Consider the following 18527-nt stretch of genomic DNA (forward strand, 5'->3'; position numbering starts at 1 on the left):
AAGCCACCCGTTCTCACGGGTGGTTTTGACTTCGAAAAGTCTCGCCTGTTGCGTACAACTTTCTCGATTGACAGGAGCTTCCAACTTTTTAGGAGTGCTAACACATAAGCGATAAAGAAAGTGTCTCTTTTATACTATTTCGAACGAGCTATACTATTTTTTTTTTGAAAAATTGTATCACTGTGCTATAATAAAGCAAAGAAGTTTTTTATGTTTATTTTGGAGGACTTAACATGCAAGCAGCACTTCTCTTTTTACTGTTTTCCTTCCTGATTATTTTGGGAATTCTCATCAGTATGCTTTACGTTGTACGTCAACAGTCAGTGGCTATCGTCGAACGTTTTGGACGTTATCAAAAAATTGCAACGAGTGGGATTCATATGCGTTTACCATTTGGTATCGATAAAATTGCCGCTCGTATTCAACTACGTTTGCTTCAAAGTGAGATTGTGGTTGAGACTAAAACAAAGGACAATGTCTTTGTCATGATGAATGTGGCTACTCAATATCGTGTTAATGAGCAAAATGTAACAGATGCTTACTATAAACTCATGCGTCCAGAAGCTCAAATTAAATCATACATTGAGGATGCTCTCCGTTCATCAGTTCCTAAATTGACACTTGATGAGCTCTTTGAGAAGAAGGATGAAATTGCCCTTGAGGTTCAACACCAAGTGGCCGAAGAAATGACAACTTATGGTTATATCATTGTTAAGACCTTGATTACCAAAGTTGAACCAGATGCTGAAGTTAAACAGTCTATGAACGAAATCAATGCTGCTCAACGTAAGCGTGTCGCAGCTCAAGAATTGGCAGAAGCTGATAAGATCAAGATTGTCACAGCAGCTGAAGCCGAAGCTGAGAAAGATCGTCTTCACGGGGTCGGTATTGCCCAACAACGTAAGGCAATCGTTGATGGATTGGCTGAATCTATCGCAGAACTTAAAGAGGCCAATGTGGGTATGTCTGAAGAGCAGATTATGTCTATTCTTTTGACTAACCAATACTTAGATACGCTTAATACTTTTGCGGCTAAAGGCAATCAAACCTTATTCCTGCCAAATAATCCAAACGGTGTGGATGATATTCGTACCCAAATTTTGTCAGCCTTAAAGACAGATAATAAAAATTAAGCACAAAAAGAAGCCAGATCTATACGATCTGACTTTTTTGATTTATTTTTCTAGGAATTGCGTCAAACGAATAACTTCAATCTTATAGCCATCTGGATCAGTGATAAAGTAGTACATTTTTGGTTTACCAGGAAGACCTGAGAGGTCTGTGACAGTATAGCCAGCTTCTTTGTGAGCTTGGTGTGTAGCTTCTAGGTCATCAACACCAACGGCGATATGACCATATCCATCCCCAAGATCATAAGCTTCATGGTCGTAGTTGTAGGTTAATTCCAACTCGTAATCAGGATCATCTTCGAGTTGCAAGTAGACAAGGGTGAATTTATATTCTGGAAAATCATTGCGACGAGCTTCTTTGAAACCAAGAGCTTCTTTATAAAATTTAAGTGAGGCTTCTAGGTCCTTGACACGGACACAAGTGTGTAGAAATTTAGTCATGTGAGATACTCCTTTTATCTAATTCTGTAAGATTATGATAGCATTTTGGAACCGTTTTTTCTAGTTTTTGTTCTTTTGTGTTATAATGACGAAAAACAATTTGTGGAGGATGCTTATGACGATTTTAGCGATTGATTTTGGGGGAACACAGGTGAAGTCAGCACTTGTCTCAGAGCGGTTTGCCATTGAAAAGAGTCTGCCGACGCAGTCATCCCCACAAAACTTAGAACAAGCCATTGACGTGATTGATCAGATAGTTACTTCAGTTGAATCAGACCTATCAGGTATTGCAATTAGTGTTCCAGGGACAGTTGATACTGAGGAAGGTGTCATTTATCATGGTGGCTTATTGAGGTTCTTTCACGGCTTTCGTATTAAAGAGGTCCTCGAAGCCAAGTACCATCTGCCTGTAATGGCTCTTAATGATGGTAAAGCAGCAGCCTTGGCAGAGCTAGCCACAGGTCATTTGCAAGGAGTGACCAATGGTGCAGCCCTTGTTTTGGGTTCAGGTCTAGGTGGTGGATTCATTATTAATGGTAAACTTTTTCAAGGAAGTCACTTTCAAGCGGGTGAGTTGACCTTTCTTTTACCAGTTCAAATGGAAAAAGTTGATCCTTCATTGATGCGAGGCATGACTTTGTCGGCTGTCGGTTTAATTACCAAGGTAAATGAAGTGCTAGGTAACTCAGATTTAAAGGATGGTTTAGCCGCATTTAAGGTCATAAATGCAGGAGATAAAACAGTCTATTCACTTTTTGAAAACTATTGCCGTAACCTAGCCATTACCATTTTGAATCTTCAAACCATCTTTGATATGGAAACCTTTGTTATTGGAGGTGGCATTTCAGCCCAGCCGATTCTTATCGAGGAGGTCAACTGCCAGTTTGATAAGGTTCACCATGAGATTGACTTTATCGGTAAAATTATTAAACGTCCCGAGATTGTTGCTTGTCATCATCATAATGGAGCTAATCTAATTGGGGCAGCCTATTTTCTTAAGCAAAAATAAACGGATACTAAAATCAATTACTGATAAGAATATACATAAAATACCTAACTTTTTTGAGGCGAGCGGTTAATCCCGTTCGTTTTTTACTGTTAACACTTTACAATATTCAGAAAATTCGCTATAATAGGACCATTAAAATTTTGGAGGTGTCTTTATGACAATTTATAATTTCTCAGCAGGACCTGCTACATTACCAAAACCAGTGCTTGAAAAAGCCCAAGCTGAATTGCTTAACTATCAAGATTCCGGTATGTCCGTGCTAGAAATGTCCCACCGTTCTCCAGAATTTGACAAAATCGTTAAAGATGCGGAAGCGACACTTCGTGAGCTCATGGCTATTCCAGATAACTATAAGGTTATTTTCTTGCAAGGTGGCGCTTCAACACAATTTACAATGGTCCCACTTAACCTCGCTCAAGGTAAGAAAGCTTACTACCTTGTAGGTGGTTCATGGGGTAAAAAAGCTTATACAGAAGCTGTTAAACTTTCAAAAACTATTCCTTTTGAACCAATTCTTTTGGCCTCTTCAGAAGAAACTGTTTACGATCACATCCCAAGCTTTGACCCAGCAACAATTGACCCAGAAGCTGCTTATGTTCACTTGACAACGAACAATACCATTGAAGGAACATCTATCTACGATTTACCTGATACTAATGGTGTGCCAATTGTAGCTGATATGTCTTCAAATATTTTGGCTGCTCGTTACAATGTTGAGGACTTTGCCCTTATCTATGCGGGTGCTCAGAAAAATATTGGACCTGCTGGGGTGACAGTGGTTATCGTTCGTGAAGACTTCCTTAACGACCAACCACAATTGTCTGCCATGTTGGATTACCGTATTCAAGCTGAAGCAGGATCACTTTACAATACACCACCATGTTTCAACATCTATATTTCAAAACTCGTCTTTGACTGGGTTAAAAATGAAATTGGTGGCGTGGACAAGATGGCTGAAATTCAACGTGAGAAATCAGGTCTTCTCTACGATTATATTGAATCATCTGATTTCTACACAAATCCTGTCAAAGATGCCAAGGATCGTTCTGTCTGCAACATCCCATTTGTAACACCAAGTAAAGAGTTGGATGCTAAGTTTGTAGCAGAAGCAGATGCTCTTGGTTTCAAGAATATCAAAGGACACCGTTCAGTAGGTGGTATGCGTGCTAGTGTTTATAACGCTTTCCCACGTCAGGGTGTACTTGACTTGATTGACTTTATGAAGAAATTTGAAGCCGAAAATAAATAATTAGGTAAAGAGATGGAAATTAGACAAGCCTTCCCAAATGAAATTGGGGCTATCATGACTGTGATTGAGAGTGCTAGAACTGCTTTAGCAGAAGCGGGGAGTACCCAATGGCAAGGAGCTGATGGTTACCCTACTGAAGAAACTATCTTTGACGATGTCCTTAGTGGGCAGGCCTATGTAGGAATTGTTGATGGTCAAATCGTTTCTTATGCTGCGGTGATTGTTGATGGAGACCCTGCTTACGACAAAATCTATGATGGGGACTGGAAACACCACAATAAGCGCTATATTACTTTTCATAGAATCGCCGTTTTAAGTGAATTTACGGGTCAGGGCATTGCTCAAACCTTCATTCAAGGCCTTATTGAGGGAACGGATGCCCATGATTTCCGTTGCGATACGCATGAAAAGAATACTGTCATGCAGCATATTTTGGAGAAACTTGGCTATGTCTATTGTGGCAAGGTTCCTATTGATGGTGAACGTCTTGCTTATCAGAAAATCAAAACTAAGCGAGAGAAAGCCTTCTATCAAGAACTTGATGAAGCAGCTCACCACGGGATACATTGATTTAAGAGGAATAAAATTATGGTATTTAGTGTAAAAACGTATAACAATATTAACCAGATTGGTTTGAAAGAACTTGGAAATCATTTCCAAATTGATGGTGATTTAGCGGAAAATCCGGATGCCTATATCATTCGTAGTCAAAATCTCCATAATACTGTCTTCCCTGACAACTTGAAAGCTATTGCGCGTGCTGGTGCAGGTACTAACAATATCCCAGTTGACGAAGCAACTGAAAAAGGGATTGTTGTCTTCAATACTCCAGGTGCCAATGCTAACGCTGTTAAAGAAGCTGTTTTGGCCTCTATCTTACTCTCAGCACGTGACTATATTGCAGCCAATGCTTGGGTTAACACACTTAGTGGTGACGATGTTCCTAAACAAATTGAAGCAGGTAAGAAACAGTTTGCTGGTAGCGAGATTACTGGTAAGACATTGGGTGTTATCGGGCTCGGTGCTATTGGTGCACGTATTGCCAATGATGCTTACCGTTTGGGAATGAAGGTCTATGGTTACGATCCATATGTTTCTATTGAAGCTGCTTGGAATATCTCTCACCATGTAAAACGTGTTTCTGATCTTAAAGAGATTTTTGAAAACTGTGACTATATCACTGTTCACGTTCCATTGACACCAGATACAAAAGGTACTTTCAATGCGGATGCCTTTAACCTCATGCAAAAAGGGACAACTATCATTAACTTTGCCCGTGCAGAGTTGGTAGATAATGATGCCCTCTTTGATGCTTTGGAAACAGGTGTGGTTAAACGCTATATCACAGACTTTGGTACAGAAGATCTTCTCAACAAACCTAATGTGACTGTCTTCCCACACGTTGGTGGATCAACAGGTGAAGCAGAACTTAACTGTGCGATTATGGCTGGTCAAACCATCCGTCGTTTCATGGAAACAGGTGAAATTGTTAACTCTGTTAACTTCCCACGTGTGCAACAGGCCTTGAGTGCCCCATACCGTATCACTTTGATTAATAAAAACGTGCCTAATATTGTGGCTCGTATCTCTACTGCGGTTTCTGATTTTAATATCAATATCGATAATATCATCAACCGTTCTAAGGGCGACTATGCCTATACACTTCTTGACCTTGATGAAACAGACAAGTCTAAGATTGATGAATTGGTTGCTAAGTTTGAAGCTAGTGACAATATCGTTCGTGTGCGTTTGATTAAAGGTAAATAATAAGAGTTAATTGACAGGAACAAGAGATTCCTGTCTTTTTTGTTATAATAAAGACATGCTTTATCGTCAGTATTATTTATCTCCTATTGGACGCTTGTGCTTGGTGGCAAGTGACCAAGCGCTTTATGGTGTTTGGTTGGAGGGGCAAAAACATTTTCAGTCAGGAATCAGGGAAGAGGAGCTAGTAGACACCTCAAATCCTATCTTGAAAATGACCAAGAATTGGTTAGAGGCTTATTTTAAAGGTGATCATCCAAGTCCAGATACCCTCCCTCTAGCTGATAGAGGGACAACCTTTCAGCTAAAGGTTTGGTCAGCTTTACGGGACATTCCTGTGGGGGAGAGCAGAACTTATAGTCAGATTGGTAAAGTGATTTTATGTCAATCGGCACAGGCCGTAGGAACTGCTGTTGGTAAGAATCCTTGGTTGATTCTGGTCCCTTGCCATCGGGTTCTTCCTAGTAGTGGTCATATAGGAAAATATGTTGCAGGAGAAGACGCCAAGCGTTTCTTACTTCATTTAGAAGGCATTAGGTTTGACAATCCTTAGATAGATATCTTATGCTAGAAAAAAGGAGAAAATTATGTACATTTTTTATGAATATCCCAAATGTAGCACTTGTCGTAAGGCAAAGGCAGAACTCGATCAATTAGGTTTAGATGTTGAATCTATTAATATTAAGGAAAATCCACCTTCGGCTCAATTTTTAAAAGAGCTTTTGGAAGGGTCAGATTTAGAACTTAAGAAATTCTTTAATACGAGTGGTCAATCCTACCGCTCTCTAGGTCTAAAGGATAAGTTGCCAACCCTATCCCTTGATGAAGCTGTTGAACTTTTGGCTTCAGATGGTATGTTGATTAAACGTCCTATCTTGATTAAAGATGGTAAGGTTTTACAGGTTGGTTACCGTACGCCTTACCAAGACTTAAATTTATAAAAAATAAGCAAAAAATCTTGCCACAGTAAATAGAAGTATGGTAAGATTAAAATAGTTGCCGCTATAGTTAAATGGTATAATAGAGCAATGGTAATGCTCCGTTCCGAGTTCAATTCTCGGTGGTGGCATCTGTGATAGCGTCCAGCCTTAGGGTTGGATTTTTTTTATGTGAGTTTAAGCTTGTCTCGCTTCGAAGGTATGAGACAAATAAATCACCTATTATGCGAGAGTGTATTGAAAGCTTTACTGATAATACTAAGTACTGCGAATTCTTCTTTGAGAGTTTGTGACGAGTCAAGTGCACTAAGATTTGAAGAAAATGCTTGGGCACTGGTCGGTATTTGGTTTTATAGCGTTTAAGCAAATTAACTGTTAGACGGGTGATTATGACTATTGAGAATAATCTCACGTCGATTCTAATACAACAAAAAGCCATCATATGATGACTTTTTGTTGTATTAGAATTTTGTGTTTATTTTCAAGGAGAGAATAGCAAACAGTATTCTTTAAACTAAGAACGTTTAAGAAGCTTTTTAAGTCCTTGGATAAGTTTGTATTTTAAAGGTTGTGGGTAATAACGGAAGGTTCCCATCTTACGAACAATATAACCGTTAAAGTTTTGTTTAAATCGTAGAACTCCATCAGAGCCGTCAAACACGCCTGTAATTCCAAGGAAATTATAACTCATAATATTTCTCTTCAAAGTGCATTTCATGGCATGATACTGAATTAAGAAAGCAGCAGAGAATTTTTGAAATTCTGTATAGGAACCTCCAAATAGATAGGTGGCCTGATCTTGTGTATATAGTATTAAAGCACAAGCAAGAAGTATCTTCTCTGTATTAATTTTTTGTTTGAGCTCTGAAATGATCTGTTTTTGTTTATTCAATTTTTGAGCTTGTTGCTCATACTGTTTGCTCTTAGGGTTCAGTGAGGTAAGTTTACTATTTATGTGATCTAAGCTTTTTTCAAAATCTAACTCTGCTACCAAGAAATCAGCGTTATCACCAAATGCATCATATAGATCTGTATAATAATCTAAACTTTTATCTTCAAACCCTTGCCTTTTTCCGGTTTCTTCTATAATCTTTTTGAATTCTGGGATTTCACCTTTATTTATTTTGCGAACAATAACATTATAGTCGAGAGCGGTTTTGATGTTTCTGACGCTATTTTTGTTAAATGATTTTAATAAAGATGTTTCATCAAAGCCCTCAAGATTTTTCAAATAATGCCAAGTTGGTTCCCCTTCAGGATAGCCTACCTGTAAACCATCAAATTTGTAGCCAAGATCTGTTAGTGTAGAAATTAATTCTGTTTTCTCAGGTTCAGTAGGCTTTCCATCAATTTCAAATGTCTGATAAGTGTCGTCTGGCTTCACAACCAATTCTAGAGCTCCCTGTTTCTTAGCAAAAAGTTGTAATTCATGATAAAAACTCTTTAAATCGGATTCATTTGTATACGATGGACCACTATTAATTTCTATTCTGACTCCTCCAGTCAAATGCTTCATGAAAGCAATAGCAGCAACAGTAATTTCATTATTACTTTTCCAACCTAAAAACTTAGTCTCGAATCCTCTTTTTCTTAGGAGATTAGACATTGATACTGTTTGCATGAACGAATGTTCTTTACATTTTTCTATGAAAGATGTAAACTCTTCCTCTTTCAAAATTGTAAAACTCATTTTATTTCCTTTCGATTACAAGTAAATAGTTATATAAAATATTATAACAAAAATAAGTTCAGATGCTTCAAACTATCTGTGTTTCAAATTGACTATAATCACAGAATGATAAAGTCTAGTAATTTTACATTATATAAATCTAGGTACAGTGAGCTTCCAGATTCTATCGTTGACAACGAAAGGAAGATAGCAGAAGCTTTTTTAACAACAGAAGTTGTTAAATCTGACGAGTTACCGTTTTATACACGTCATTTTATGAAAAATACAAAGTCTCCAAGGGTTGGTATTGTTGTTCCTAGGCTATAAAAATAAAGGTTGGGTAAGTCGTCTAACATCTGATAATATTAGTGTTTATTTTATTCAAGGAAAGAAGCAACATCAATGGTGATTATTGATAAGTTAATCATTTGATATAGATCGATACCAATATTAAAAAGTGTCGGAGTAGTGTCTCCTACGTTTGGAGTTAGCAGGACTTTTAAAAGAAATAATGGAGCAATTTGAAAAAAATAATCAGCTTTCCTTCAGTTTTCTTTAAGCAACCCAAGCTACACTATAATCATCCTAATAAGTATTGCTGAACATGGTTCGGTAGAACTCACACCTCTGACGCTGAGTCAGACAGTGAAACTTTCTTTTTTTCATAAATTTCCCAAACAAGTCTAACCTACCATAGTAGTTAGGCTTGTTTTTTGTAATAAACAGATCAGTTTTCCATTAAAAGTAAGCGCTTATGCAAATTTAGTGAAAACGTTAGGCAAAGTCAGTGAAAACGTCTAAAAAACCATCAATTCGTTGACTTTCGTGGAAAATAGGACTAAAATAACAGGGTAAAAAAAAAATTAAAAGGAGAATTCTACTATGAATCTAACTATCTTAGCCCTCGGTTTGGCCGTTATGGGTGTATCTGTTGGTGAGGGTATCCTCGTTGCCAATATCGCTAAAGCTGCAGCTCGCCAACCTGAGATGTTTAGCAAACTTCAAACATTGATGTTTACTGGTGTTGCCTTTATCGAAGGTACCTTCTTCGTATTGTTTGCCCTTAGCTACATTGTCTAATAGACAAATAAAAGATGAAGGAGGGATGAGCAGTGGAAACTACAAGTAATCCAACCGTCTCATTATTTGGGATTGATTTTGACTTGACTGTCCTTGCCATGTCTCTCTTGACAGTAATTATCGTTTTTGGAGTGGTTTTTTGGTCAAGTCGTAAGATGACCATTAAACCAAAGGGAAAACAAAATGTGCTTGAGTTCATCTATGAGTTTGTGAATAGTACCATTTCTCAAAGTCTTGGGAAATTCACGAAGAATTATAGTTTGCTCTTGTTTGTAATTTTCACCTTTGTTTTTACAGCAAACAACTTAGGTTTGCTTGTGTCTGTAAAAAGTGAGCATTACAATTTTTGGACTTCTCCAACATCGAACTTCGGTGTTACTATCACTCTTTCTTTGATTATTACCCTCATTAGTCATATTGAGGGGATCCGTAAAAAAGGGTTTAAAGGCTATCTAAAGGGCTACCTTTCACCATACCCAGCTATGCTCCCAATGAACATTTTGGAACAATTAACCAACCTTGCTTCATTGGCCTTGCGTTTGTTTGGTAACATTTATTCTGGTGAGGTACTTACTGGCTTGATTCTTCAATTGGTGACCTGGTCTGCTTTTGCAGCACCTGTATCCTTTGCTTTGAACCTTGTCTGGGTTGCCTTTTCAGCCTTTATCGGCTTTATCCAAGCCTATGTCTTTATTATCCTAAGTTCAAACTATATTGGTGATAAAGTCAACGAAGAATAACTAAGAAAGGGAGAAATGAAATGTCAATACTTATTAATAGTACGACACTTGGTAATATCATTATCACACTCGGCTCAGTTTTTCTCTTGTATTACCTCATCCGTAAATTCGCATGGGATCAAATTACAGGAATCTTTGCTGCTCGTGAAAAGAAAATTGCCACAGATATTGATAGTGCTGAAAATGCTCGTCAAGAAGCAGAAAGCTTGGCACAAAAACGTCAAGATGAGTTGGCAGGTGCCCGCACTGAGGCAGCTCAAATTATTGATGGGGCCAAGGAAACTGGTAAAACTCAAGAATCAAAAATCATTGCAGAAGCACATGATGAAGCTAAACGCTTGAAAGAAAAAGCAAATCAAGACATCGCCCAAAGCCGTGTGGAAGCACTTGCTGGCGTTAAAGGTGAAGTTGCAGACTTGACTGTCCTCTTGGCGGAAAAAGTTATGAAACAAAACCTTGATGCTAAAGCGCAATCTGACTTGATTGATAGCTATCTTGATCAATTAGGAGATGCTTAATGGATAAGAAAACACAAGCTCTTGTTGAGCAGTATGCCAGAAGCCTGGTAGAAGTCGCTTTTGAACAAGACGCCGTGTCAACAATCCAAGAAGAAGTAAGGCAAATCCTAACAGTTTTTGCTGAAACAAATCTAAAAACCTTCTTGTCGCAGGAAAATGTGACAAGTGAAGCTAAAAAAGAAAGTTTGAGCTTGTTTCAAGAGTCTTGTTCAGTGTATATGAACAATTTTCTTGAGGTAATCTTACTCAATGACCGTGCCAACATTCTCTATGATGTGTTGAAATTGGTCCTTGAGCTCTTTGACCAAGAAGACAATACTTACGATGTCACAGTGACATCAGCAAGTCCCTTGTCTGAGGAACAAAAAGCCCGACTTTTGGCGATTGTTTCACAAAAATTTGAGATTAAGACACGTCGTTTAGTAGAAAAAATTGATGAGGACCTCATCGGAGGATTCGTCATCAAAGCAAAAAATAAGGTTGTTGACACGTCAATTCGCAGTCAATTGCAAACCTTTAAAACGAATTTGAAATAGAAAGTGGTGTGACTTTTGGCAATTAACGCACAAGAAATTAGCGCTTTAATTAAAAAGCAAATTGAAAACTTCCAGCCAAACTTTGACGTCACTGAAACTGGTGTCGTTACCTATATCGGTGACGGTATCGCACGTGCTCGTGGTCTTGATAATGCCATGAGTGGTGAGTTGCTCGAATTTGAAAATGGTGCCTATGGTATGGCCCAAAACCTTGAATCTAATGATGTTGGTATCATTATCTTGGGGGATTTCGTAGCAATTCGTGAAGGCGATATTGTTAAACGTACTGGAAAAATCATGGAAGTTCCAGTTGGTGAAGCCCTTATTGGTCGTGTAGTAAACCCACTTGGGCAGCCAGTTGATGGTCTTGGTGACATCGAAACAACAGGTTTCCGTCCAGTTGAAACACCTGCTCCAGGTGTTATGCAACGTAAATCAGTTTCTGAGCCATTGCAAACTGGTCTTAAGGCGATTGATGCCTTGGTTCCAATTGGACGTGGTCAACGTGAGTTGGTCATCGGAGACCGCCAAACTGGTAAAACTTCAGTAGCCATTGATGCGATCTTGAACCAAAAAGGTCAAGATATGATCTGTATCTATGTGGCTATTGGTCAAAAAGAATCAACAGTTCGTACACAAGTAGAAACTCTCCGTAAACATGGTGCTCTTGATTACACAATCGTTGTGACTGCCTCAGCATCACAACCATCACCATTGCTTTACATCGCACCTTACGCTGGTGTTGCAATGGCTGAAGAGTTCATGTATAACGGAAAACACGTCTTGATTGTTTATGATGATTTGTCTAAACAAGCCGTGGCCTACCGTGAACTTTCATTGCTTCTCCGTCGTCCACCAGGTCGTGAAGCTTACCCAGGGGATGTCTTCTATCTCCACTCACGTCTTTTGGAACGTTCAGCTAAAGTTTCGGATGATCTTGGTGGTGGTTCAATTACTGCCTTGCCAATCATCCAAACGCAAGCCGGAGATATCTCAGCATATATCGCAACAAACGTTATCTCAATCACAGATGGACAAATCTTCTTGCAAGAAAACTTGTTTAACTCAGGTATTCGTCCAGCCATTGATGCGGGTTCTTCCGTATCACGTGTAGGTGGATCAGCGCAAATTAAAGCGATGAAGAAGGTTGCTGGTACACTTCGTCTTGACTTGGCTTCATATCGTGAACTTGAAGCCTTTACGCAATTTGGTTCAGATTTGGATGCTGCGACTCAAGCGAAATTGAACCGTGGTCGTCGTACAATCGAAGTTTTGAAACAACCGCTTCATAAACCACTTCCAGTTGAGAAACAAGTTGTTATCCTTTACGCTTTGACACACGGTTTCTTGGATAGTGTTCCGGTTGATCAAATCTTGGATTTTGAAGAAGCACTCTATGACTACTTTGATGGTCACCATGAGGATATCTTTGAAACTATTCGTACAACTAAGGATCTTCCTGAGGAATCTGTACTTAATGAAGCTATCCAAGCTTTCAAAGATCAGTCAGAATATAAATAGAAATAGGGAGGACAGCATATGGCAGGCTCTCTAAGAGAAATCCAAGCAAAAATTGCTTCAACAAAGAAAACGAGTCAAATTACAGGAGCCATGCAAATGGTTTCTGCATCAAAATTGACACGTTCTGAGCAAGCTGCTAAAGATTTCCAAATCTATGCCTCAAAAATTAGACAGATCACAACAGATCTTCTACATTCAGAATTGATTAATGGTTCGTCAAATCCAATGTTGGACGCACGTCCAGTCCGTAAGACAGGTTACATTGTCATTACTTCAGATAAGGGACTAGTTGGGGGTTATAACTCAACAATTCTTAAAGCTGTGTTGGACATGATTAAACGTGACCATGATTCTGAAGATGAATATGCTATCATTTCTATTGGTGGAACAGGTTCAGATTTCTTCAAGGCTCGTAACATGAATGTTGCTTTTGAACTTCGTGGCCTTGAAGATCAACCTAGTTTTGAACAAGTCGGAAAAATCATTTCTAAAGCAGTAGGAATGTATCAAAATGAACTTTTTGATGAACTCTATGTGTGCTACAACCACCATGTCAACAGTTTGTCTAGTGAGGTTCGTGTGGAACAAATGCTTCCTATCGCTGATTTGGATCCCAATGAATCAGAAGGTCATGTGTTGACCAAGTTTGAATTGGAACCAGATCGTGACACTATTTTGGATCAACTCTTACCGCAATATGCTGAGAGTCTTATCTACGGTGCTATCGTAGATGCCAAAACAGCTGAGCACGCAGCTGGTATGACTGCAATGCAGACAGCCACTGATAATGCGAAGAATGTGATTAACGATTTGACAATCCAATATAACCGTGCGCGTCAAGCTGCCATCACTCAGGAAATTACTGAAATCGTTGGCGGTGCAAGTGCACTTGAATAGCTAGAGATTTGTCTTAATTAGACACACATGAAAAAAGGATGATTGTCATCCAGAAAACTATCATAAGGAGAAAACAATGAGCTCAGGCAAAATTGCTCAGGTTGTTGGTCCTGTTGTAGACGTAGCGTTTGCAGCTGGTGATAAACTTCCTGAGATTAACAATGCATTGGTCGTTTATACTGATGAACAAAAGTCTAAACGTATCGTGCTCGAAGTAGCTCTTGAACTTGGAGAAGGTGTGGTTCGTACCATTGCCATGGAATCTACTGATGGATTGACTCGTGGACTAGAAGTTCTGGACACTGGACGTCCAATCAGCGTTCCTGTTGGTAAAGATACCCTTGGACGTGTCTTTAACGTTCTTGGTGATACCATTGACTTGGAAGCACCTTTTGCAGACGATGCAGAGCGTGAACCAATTCACAAAAAAGCACCAACTTTCGATGAATTGTCAACATCTACTGAAATCCTTGAAACAGGGATTAAAGTTATCGACTTGCTTGCCCCTTACCTTAAAGGTGGTAAAGTCGGACTCTTTGGTGGTGCCGGTGTTGGTAAAACCGTTCTTATTCAAGAGTTGATTCACAACATTGCCCAAGAGCACGGTGGTATTTCCGTGTTTACAGGTGTTGGTGAACGTACACGTGAAGGTAATGACCTTTACTGGGAAATGAAAGAATCTGGCGTTATTGAGAAAACAGCCATGGTCTTCGGTCAAATGAATGAACCACCTGGAGCACGTATGCGTGTTGCGCTTACTGGTTTGACAATTGCGGAATACTTCCGTGATGTTGAAGGTCAAGACGTGCTTCTCTTCATCGATAACATCTTCCGTTTCACTCAAGCAGGTTCTGAGGTTTCTGCCCTTCTAGGTCGTATGCCATCAGCCGTTGGTTACCAACCTACACTTGCTACTGAAATGGGTCAATTGCAAGAACGTATCACATCAACTAAAAAAGGTTCTGTTACATCTATCCAAGCCATCTACGTTCCAGCTGATGACTATACTGACCCAGCGCCAGCTACAGCATTTGCTCACTTGGATTCAACAACCAACCTTGAACGTAAGTTGACACAAATGGGTATTTACCCAGCCGTTGACCCATTGGCATCAAGCTCACGTGCCCTTTCACCTGAAATTGTTGGTGAAGAACACTATGCTGTTGCGACTGAAGTTCAACGTGTGCTTCAACGTTACCGTGAATTGCAAGATATTATCGCTATCCTTGGTATGGATGAATTGTCAGACGAAGAAAAAACATTGGTTGGACGTGCTCGTCGTATCCAATTCTTCTTGTCACAAAACTTCAACGTTGCTGAACAGTTTACAGGTCAACCAGGTTCTTATGTTCCAGTTGCTGAAACCGTTCGTAGCTTTAAGGAAATCCTTGAAGGTAAATATGACAATCTTCCAGAAGATGCCTTCCGTAGCGTAGGTCCAATTGAGGATGTAGTAGCTAAAGCTAAAGCTATGGGCTACTAATGAGGTGAAGATATGGCACAAATGACCGTACAAGTGGTAACTCCGGATGGTCTCAAATATGACCACCATGCCAGCTTTATCCACGCGGTTACTAAAGATGGTCAAATTGGTATCTTGCCAGGCCATATTAACTTGATTGCGCCACTTGAAGTGGATGAACTCAAGGTTCGTCGTGTGGATGACGAGAGTCACGTCGATTGGATTGCCGTAAACGGTGGTATCATCGAAGTTAAAGATGATTTTATTACTATCGTTGCCGATTCAGCAGAACGTGAACGCGACATTGACGTTTCTCGTGCCGAACGTGCCAAGCAACGTGCCGAACGTGACTTGGAAGAAGCAACCAAATCTGACCGTATTGATGAAGTTCAACGTGCTCAGGTTGCTCTCCGTCGAGCACTTAATCGTATCAGTGTCGGTACAAAATAAGACAAATAAAAAACGAGACTTAGGTCTTGTTTTTTGTTTGTCGTAAGAGAAAACATGAGAATCAGCAAGCCTATCAAAGAAAGCTCATTGTAAAACCTATCTGAAGGTAAGATAAAAAATCAGATTTCTAGTCCTGAAAACGGTTAATTTAGCTTTTGCTTTAGTTTAAGGTATCAAAGTGTTATAATATAAGCTGTTAGCTTTATATTTTTAGAGAAAATGTAGAGTAACGTAATAGAAAGTATGAGTTTTTTAAAGATATGAAAATTGAAAAGAAGCATCTTTTAGATTACACCATTTTGATACCTTATTTAATCTTATCCGTGGTTGGTTTAATAGTAGTGTATTCAACAACGAGTGCTCGTTTAGTAACCTTGGGGGCTAATCCCTTCGCATCTGTTATGAACCAAGGAGGCTTCTGGTTGCTATCCTTGTTCTCTATTTTTTTCATCTACCGACTGAAATTGAACTTTCTCAGGAAAGATAAGCTTTTGGGTGTTGTTATTGCCTTTGAGATTTTACTTTTGGTCATTGCCAAATTTTTCACCAGGGAAATCAATGGTGCCAATGGTTGGATTGTGCTAGGTCCCTTGTCTTTCCAACCAGCGGAGTACCTTAAGATCATTGTTGTTTGGTTTTTGGCACACACCTTTTCAAAAAAACAGTCTGCCATAGAACGTTATGACTACCAAGCCCTGACGAAGAATAGATGGATTCCTAGGAATGGTAAGGAACTTAATGACTGGCGTGTCTATTTGCTTGGTATGATCGGTTTGGTTGCTATCCAACCTGACTTGGGGAATGCGGCTATCATTGTATTGACTACAGTAGTGATGTTTTCAATTTCTGGTGTTGGCTACCGTTGGTTTACGGCCTTATTTGCCAGTATTGTAGGGATTTCGTCGGCCTTCCTAGGCTTAATTGCCTTGGTTGGGGTTCAAACCATGGCTAAGGTACCTATCTTTGGATATGTTGCCAAGCGTTTCGCAGCATATTTTAATCCGTTCAAGGATTTGACAGGATCTGGTCTTCAGCTATCTCATTCATACTATGCTATGAGTAATGGAGGATGGTTTGGTCTCGGGCTTGGAAATTCAATTGAGAAAACTGGTTATTTACCAGAAGCTACAACAGACTTTGTGTTTTCGATTGTTATTGAAGAATTAGGTCTTATCGGAGCCGGCTTGATTCTGGCCCTCCTCTTTTTCCTCATTCTTCGTATTATGATTGTGGGAGTTAAGGCCAGAAATCCATTTAACTCTATGATGGCGCTTGGTGTGGGAGCTCTCATGCTAATGCAGGTCTTCGTTAACATCGGAGGAATCTCAGGGCTAATCCCATCAACAGGGGTTACCTTCCCCTTCCTTTCACAAGGTGGGAACTCGCTTTTGGTAACTTCTGTTGGGATTGCTTTTGTTTTAAATATTGCTGCCAACGAAAAGCGTGATAATATTGTTCAAGCTATTGAGGACGAGTTATCTCAGACTCAAGAAATGCAAAATCAAGATGAAAAAATTGTACCTTTAAGAAGAAGTCGTTAATTCGGCTTCTTTTTTTACTTGATAGCGTTTTGCATTAGTAAAGGTAATACTAAAAGCTTGTAGAAGTAGTTGAAATAGAAATACCGAAAGAAATATTGTGATTACCCTAAAGAAAAATTGAAAACTATATAAAATACTTGCAATTCTATGACATTTTGATAGAATAGTAGAGTAAAGTTAGACTGTATTGCCTACTGTCTATCTATAAAATATATTTTATTGGAGGCTTTTCCTAAATGGCAAAAGAAAAATACGATCGTAGTAAACCACACGTTAACATTGGTACAATCGGACACGTTGACCACGGTAAAACTACTTTGACAGCTGCTATCACAACTGTATTGGCTCGTCGTCTTCCTAGCGCAGTTAACACACCAAAAGACTATGCTTCAATCGACGCTGCTCCAGAAGAACGTGAACGCGGTATCACAATCAACACTGCACACGTTGAGTACGAAACTGAAAAACGTCACTACGCTCACATCGATGCGCCAGGACACGCGGACTACGTTAAAAACATGATCACTGGTGCCGCTCAAATGGACGGTGCGATTCTTGTAGTAGCATCTACTGACGGACCAATGCCACAAACTCGTGAGCACATCCTTCTTTCACGTCAGGTTGGTGTTAAACACCTTATCGTCTTCATGAACAAAGTTGACTTGGTTGACGATGAAGAATTGCTTGAATTGGTTGAAATGGAAATCCGTGACCTTCTTTCAGAATACGATTTCCCAGGTGATGACATTCCAGTTATCCAAGGTTCAGCTCTTAAAGCTCTTGAAGGTGATTCTAAATACGAAGACATCATCATGGACTTGATGAACACTGTTGACGAATACATTCCAGAACCAGAACGTGACACAGACAAACCATTGTTGCTTCCAGTCGAAGACGTATTCTCAATCACTGGTCGTGGTACTGTTGCTTCAGGACGTATCGACCGTGGTGTTGTTCGTGTTAATGACGAAGTTGAAATCGTTGGTCTTAAAGAAGAAATCCAAAAAGCAGTTGTTACTGGTGTTGAAATGTTCCGTAAACAACTTGACGAAGGTATTGCCGGAGATAACGTCGGTGTTCTTCTTCGTGGTATCCAACGTGATGAAATCGAACGTGGTCAAGTATTGGCTGCACCTGGTTCAATCAACCCACACACTAAATTCAAAGGTGAAGTTTACATCCTTTCTAAAGAAGAAGGTGGACGTCACACTCCATTCTTTAACAACTACCGTCCACAGTTCTACTTCCGTACAACTGACGTAACAGGTTCAATCGAACTTCCTGCAGGTACTGAAATGGTTATGCCTGGTGATAACGTGACTATCGACGTTGAGTTGATCCACCCAATCGCCGTTGAACAAGGTACAACATTCTCTATCCGTGAAGGTGGACGTACTGTTGGTTCAGGTATCGTATCTGAAATCGAAGCTTAATTAATATTAAGTTCCCAATACAATTATTCGTCAGACAATAATTGAGAGAGTCGAGTTTACTCGGCTCTTTTTGGTGTTTAAAAATACTCGTAATATTATATTTTTGAGGTGTTTTAGATCTTGAATATACAATATAAGTGCACAATAAA

At 39.4% G+C, this 18527-nt stretch carries 19 protein-coding genes and 1 tRNA gene; 18 read left to right on the plus strand and 2 right to left on the minus strand.

Going from position 1 to position 18527, the window contains the following annotated elements:
* Positions 1–233: 233 nt before the first annotated feature.
* The gene (locus tag HMPREF2877_RS01915) at positions 234–1133 is read left to right on the plus strand and encodes an SPFH domain-containing protein (RefSeq protein ID WP_004183097.1); all 900 of its coding nucleotides are present in this window, start codon (positions 234–236) and stop codon (positions 1131–1133) included.
* 42 nt (positions 1134–1175) lie between these two features.
* On the opposite strand, the gene HMPREF2877_RS01920 is transcribed toward HMPREF2877_RS01915, so the two are convergent.
* The gene (locus tag HMPREF2877_RS01920; RefSeq protein WP_002884456.1) at positions 1176–1571 is read right to left on the minus strand and encodes a lactoylglutathione lyase; all 396 of its coding nucleotides are present in this window, start codon (positions 1569–1571) and stop codon (positions 1176–1178) included.
* 115 nt (positions 1572–1686) lie between these two features.
* Here HMPREF2877_RS01920 and HMPREF2877_RS01925 point away from each other — a divergent pair, with 115 nt between their 5' ends.
* From HMPREF2877_RS01925 to HMPREF2877_RS01955, 7 genes are all read left to right on the plus strand, one after another.
* Positions 1687–2580 (plus strand): ROK family protein, encoded by an 894-nt coding sequence (locus tag HMPREF2877_RS01925; RefSeq protein WP_070578425.1) that lies wholly within the window; start codon positions 1687–1689, stop codon positions 2578–2580.
* A 154-nt stretch (positions 2581–2734) separates the two neighbouring features.
* Positions 2735–3829: a 3-phosphoserine/phosphohydroxythreonine transaminase gene (gene serC / locus HMPREF2877_RS01930; protein ID WP_014632766.1), complete on the plus strand. Its 1095-nt coding sequence runs from the start codon at positions 2735–2737 to the stop codon at positions 3827–3829.
* Between the two features lie 12 nt (positions 3830–3841).
* A complete protein-coding gene (locus tag HMPREF2877_RS01935; protein WP_045768722.1) occupies positions 3842–4399 on the plus strand; it encodes a GNAT family N-acetyltransferase in 558 nt (185 codons plus the stop codon).
* 18 nt (positions 4400–4417) lie between these two features.
* Positions 4418–5596, plus strand: a complete 1179-nt coding sequence (locus HMPREF2877_RS01940) for a 3-phosphoglycerate dehydrogenase family protein (protein ID WP_070578428.1) — start codon at positions 4418–4420, stop codon at positions 5594–5596.
* Between the two features lie 55 nt (positions 5597–5651).
* A complete protein-coding gene (locus tag HMPREF2877_RS01945; RefSeq protein ID WP_070578431.1) occupies positions 5652–6146 on the plus strand; it encodes a methylated-DNA--[protein]-cysteine S-methyltransferase in 495 nt (164 codons plus the stop codon).
* A gap of 34 nt (positions 6147–6180) precedes the next feature.
* On the plus strand, positions 6181–6534 hold the full coding sequence (locus tag HMPREF2877_RS01950) for an arsenate reductase family protein (RefSeq protein WP_004183081.1): 354 nt from the start codon (positions 6181–6183) through the stop codon (positions 6532–6534).
* A gap of 57 nt (positions 6535–6591) precedes the next feature.
* Positions 6592–6662 (plus strand) — tRNA-Thr (locus HMPREF2877_RS01955).
* Between the two features lie 383 nt (positions 6663–7045).
* Here HMPREF2877_RS01955 and HMPREF2877_RS01960 read toward each other — a convergent pair.
* Positions 7046–8221 carry a peptidoglycan bridge formation glycyltransferase FemA/FemB family protein gene (locus tag HMPREF2877_RS01960; protein ID WP_004183079.1) on the minus strand — a complete coding sequence of 392 codons (1176 nt, stop codon included), beginning with the start codon at positions 8219–8221 and terminating at the stop codon, positions 7046–7048.
* A gap of 861 nt (positions 8222–9082) precedes the next feature.
* Between HMPREF2877_RS01960 and HMPREF2877_RS01965 the strand changes: the two genes are divergently transcribed.
* The 10 genes from HMPREF2877_RS01965 (at position 9083) to tuf (ending at position 18378) form a co-directional block, all read left to right on the plus strand.
* Complete coding sequence (locus tag HMPREF2877_RS01965; RefSeq protein ID WP_002890193.1) at positions 9083–9280, plus strand: F0F1 ATP synthase subunit C; 198 nt, start codon at positions 9083–9085, stop codon at positions 9278–9280.
* A gap of 32 nt (positions 9281–9312) precedes the next feature.
* The gene (gene atpB, locus HMPREF2877_RS01970; RefSeq protein ID WP_002885921.1) at positions 9313–10020 is read left to right on the plus strand and encodes a F0F1 ATP synthase subunit A; all 708 of its coding nucleotides are present in this window, start codon (positions 9313–9315) and stop codon (positions 10018–10020) included.
* 20 nt (positions 10021–10040) lie between these two features.
* Positions 10041–10538 carry a F0F1 ATP synthase subunit B gene (gene atpF, locus HMPREF2877_RS01975; protein WP_014634008.1) on the plus strand — a complete coding sequence of 166 codons (498 nt, stop codon included), beginning with the start codon at positions 10041–10043 and terminating at the stop codon, positions 10536–10538.
* On the plus strand, positions 10538–11074 hold the full coding sequence (locus HMPREF2877_RS01980; RefSeq protein ID WP_002885901.1) for a F0F1 ATP synthase subunit delta: 537 nt from the start codon (positions 10538–10540) through the stop codon (positions 11072–11074). Before atpF ends, HMPREF2877_RS01980 begins: the two co-directional genes overlap by 1 nt.
* Before the next feature lie 15 nt (positions 11075–11089).
* Positions 11090–12595, plus strand: a complete 1506-nt coding sequence (gene atpA / locus HMPREF2877_RS01985; RefSeq protein ID WP_070578434.1) for a F0F1 ATP synthase subunit alpha — start codon at positions 11090–11092, stop codon at positions 12593–12595.
* An 18-nt stretch (positions 12596–12613) separates the two neighbouring features.
* Positions 12614–13492: a F0F1 ATP synthase subunit gamma gene (locus tag HMPREF2877_RS01990; protein ID WP_002886026.1), complete on the plus strand. Its 879-nt coding sequence runs from the start codon at positions 12614–12616 to the stop codon at positions 13490–13492.
* Between the two features lie 76 nt (positions 13493–13568).
* Positions 13569–14975 carry a F0F1 ATP synthase subunit beta gene (gene atpD, locus HMPREF2877_RS01995; RefSeq protein ID WP_002885994.1) on the plus strand — a complete coding sequence of 469 codons (1407 nt, stop codon included), beginning with the start codon at positions 13569–13571 and terminating at the stop codon, positions 14973–14975.
* A 12-nt stretch (positions 14976–14987) separates the two neighbouring features.
* Positions 14988–15404 (plus strand): F0F1 ATP synthase subunit epsilon, encoded by a 417-nt coding sequence (locus HMPREF2877_RS02000; protein WP_002890211.1) that lies wholly within the window; start codon positions 14988–14990, stop codon positions 15402–15404.
* A 260-nt stretch (positions 15405–15664) separates the two neighbouring features.
* Positions 15665–16945: a cell division peptidoglycan polymerase FtsW gene (gene ftsW / locus HMPREF2877_RS02005; protein ID WP_045771944.1), complete on the plus strand. Its 1281-nt coding sequence runs from the start codon at positions 15665–15667 to the stop codon at positions 16943–16945.
* Between the two features lie 236 nt (positions 16946–17181).
* Positions 17182–18378: an elongation factor Tu gene (gene tuf, locus HMPREF2877_RS02010; protein WP_002890213.1), complete on the plus strand. Its 1197-nt coding sequence runs from the start codon at positions 17182–17184 to the stop codon at positions 18376–18378.
* Positions 18379–18527: the final 149 nt, after the last annotated feature.

Source organism: Streptococcus sp. HMSC072D03 (genome assembly GCF_001812855.1).
Lineage (GTDB): Bacteria > Bacillota > Bacilli > Lactobacillales > Streptococcaceae > Streptococcus > Streptococcus salivarius_D.

Excerpts from the sequence above, each read along its gene's own strand:
- HMPREF2877_RS01950 (WP_004183081.1), top strand. The coding sequence starts at position 6,181 with ATGTACATTTTTTATGAATATCCCAAATGTAGCACTTGTCGTAAGGCA.
- HMPREF2877_RS02000 (WP_002890211.1), top strand. The coding sequence starts at position 14,988 with ATGGCACAAATGACCGTACAAGTGGTAACTCCGGATGGTCTCAAATAT.
- atpD (WP_002885994.1), top strand. The coding sequence starts at position 13,569 with ATGAGCTCAGGCAAAATTGCTCAGGTTGTTGGTCCTGTTGTAGACGTA.
- HMPREF2877_RS01940 (WP_070578428.1), top strand. The coding sequence starts at position 4,418 with ATGGTATTTAGTGTAAAAACGTATAACAATATTAACCAGATTGGTTTG.
- HMPREF2877_RS01960 (WP_004183079.1), bottom strand. The coding sequence starts at position 8,221 with ATGAGTTTTACAATTTTGAAAGAGGAAGAGTTTACATCTTTCATAGAA.
- HMPREF2877_RS01915 (WP_004183097.1), top strand. The coding sequence starts at position 234 with ATGCAAGCAGCACTTCTCTTTTTACTGTTTTCCTTCCTGATTATTTTG.
- HMPREF2877_RS01980 (WP_002885901.1), top strand. The coding sequence starts at position 10,538 with ATGGATAAGAAAACACAAGCTCTTGTTGAGCAGTATGCCAGAAGCCTG.
- tuf (WP_002890213.1), top strand. The coding sequence starts at position 17,182 with ATGGCAAAAGAAAAATACGATCGTAGTAAACCACACGTTAACATTGGT.
- HMPREF2877_RS01920 (WP_002884456.1), bottom strand. The coding sequence starts at position 1,571 with ATGACTAAATTTCTACACACTTGTGTCCGTGTCAAGGACCTAGAAGCC.
- HMPREF2877_RS01965 (WP_002890193.1), top strand. The coding sequence starts at position 9,083 with ATGAATCTAACTATCTTAGCCCTCGGTTTGGCCGTTATGGGTGTATCT.
- atpF (WP_014634008.1), top strand. The coding sequence starts at position 10,041 with ATGTCAATACTTATTAATAGTACGACACTTGGTAATATCATTATCACA.
- HMPREF2877_RS01935 (WP_045768722.1), top strand. The coding sequence starts at position 3,842 with ATGGAAATTAGACAAGCCTTCCCAAATGAAATTGGGGCTATCATGACT.
- HMPREF2877_RS01945 (WP_070578431.1), top strand. The coding sequence starts at position 5,652 with ATGCTTTATCGTCAGTATTATTTATCTCCTATTGGACGCTTGTGCTTG.
- HMPREF2877_RS01925 (WP_070578425.1), top strand. The coding sequence starts at position 1,687 with ATGACGATTTTAGCGATTGATTTTGGGGGAACACAGGTGAAGTCAGCA.
- HMPREF2877_RS01990 (WP_002886026.1), top strand. The coding sequence starts at position 12,614 with ATGGCAGGCTCTCTAAGAGAAATCCAAGCAAAAATTGCTTCAACAAAG.
- ftsW (WP_045771944.1), top strand. The coding sequence starts at position 15,665 with ATGAAAATTGAAAAGAAGCATCTTTTAGATTACACCATTTTGATACCT.
- serC (WP_014632766.1), top strand. The coding sequence starts at position 2,735 with ATGACAATTTATAATTTCTCAGCAGGACCTGCTACATTACCAAAACCA.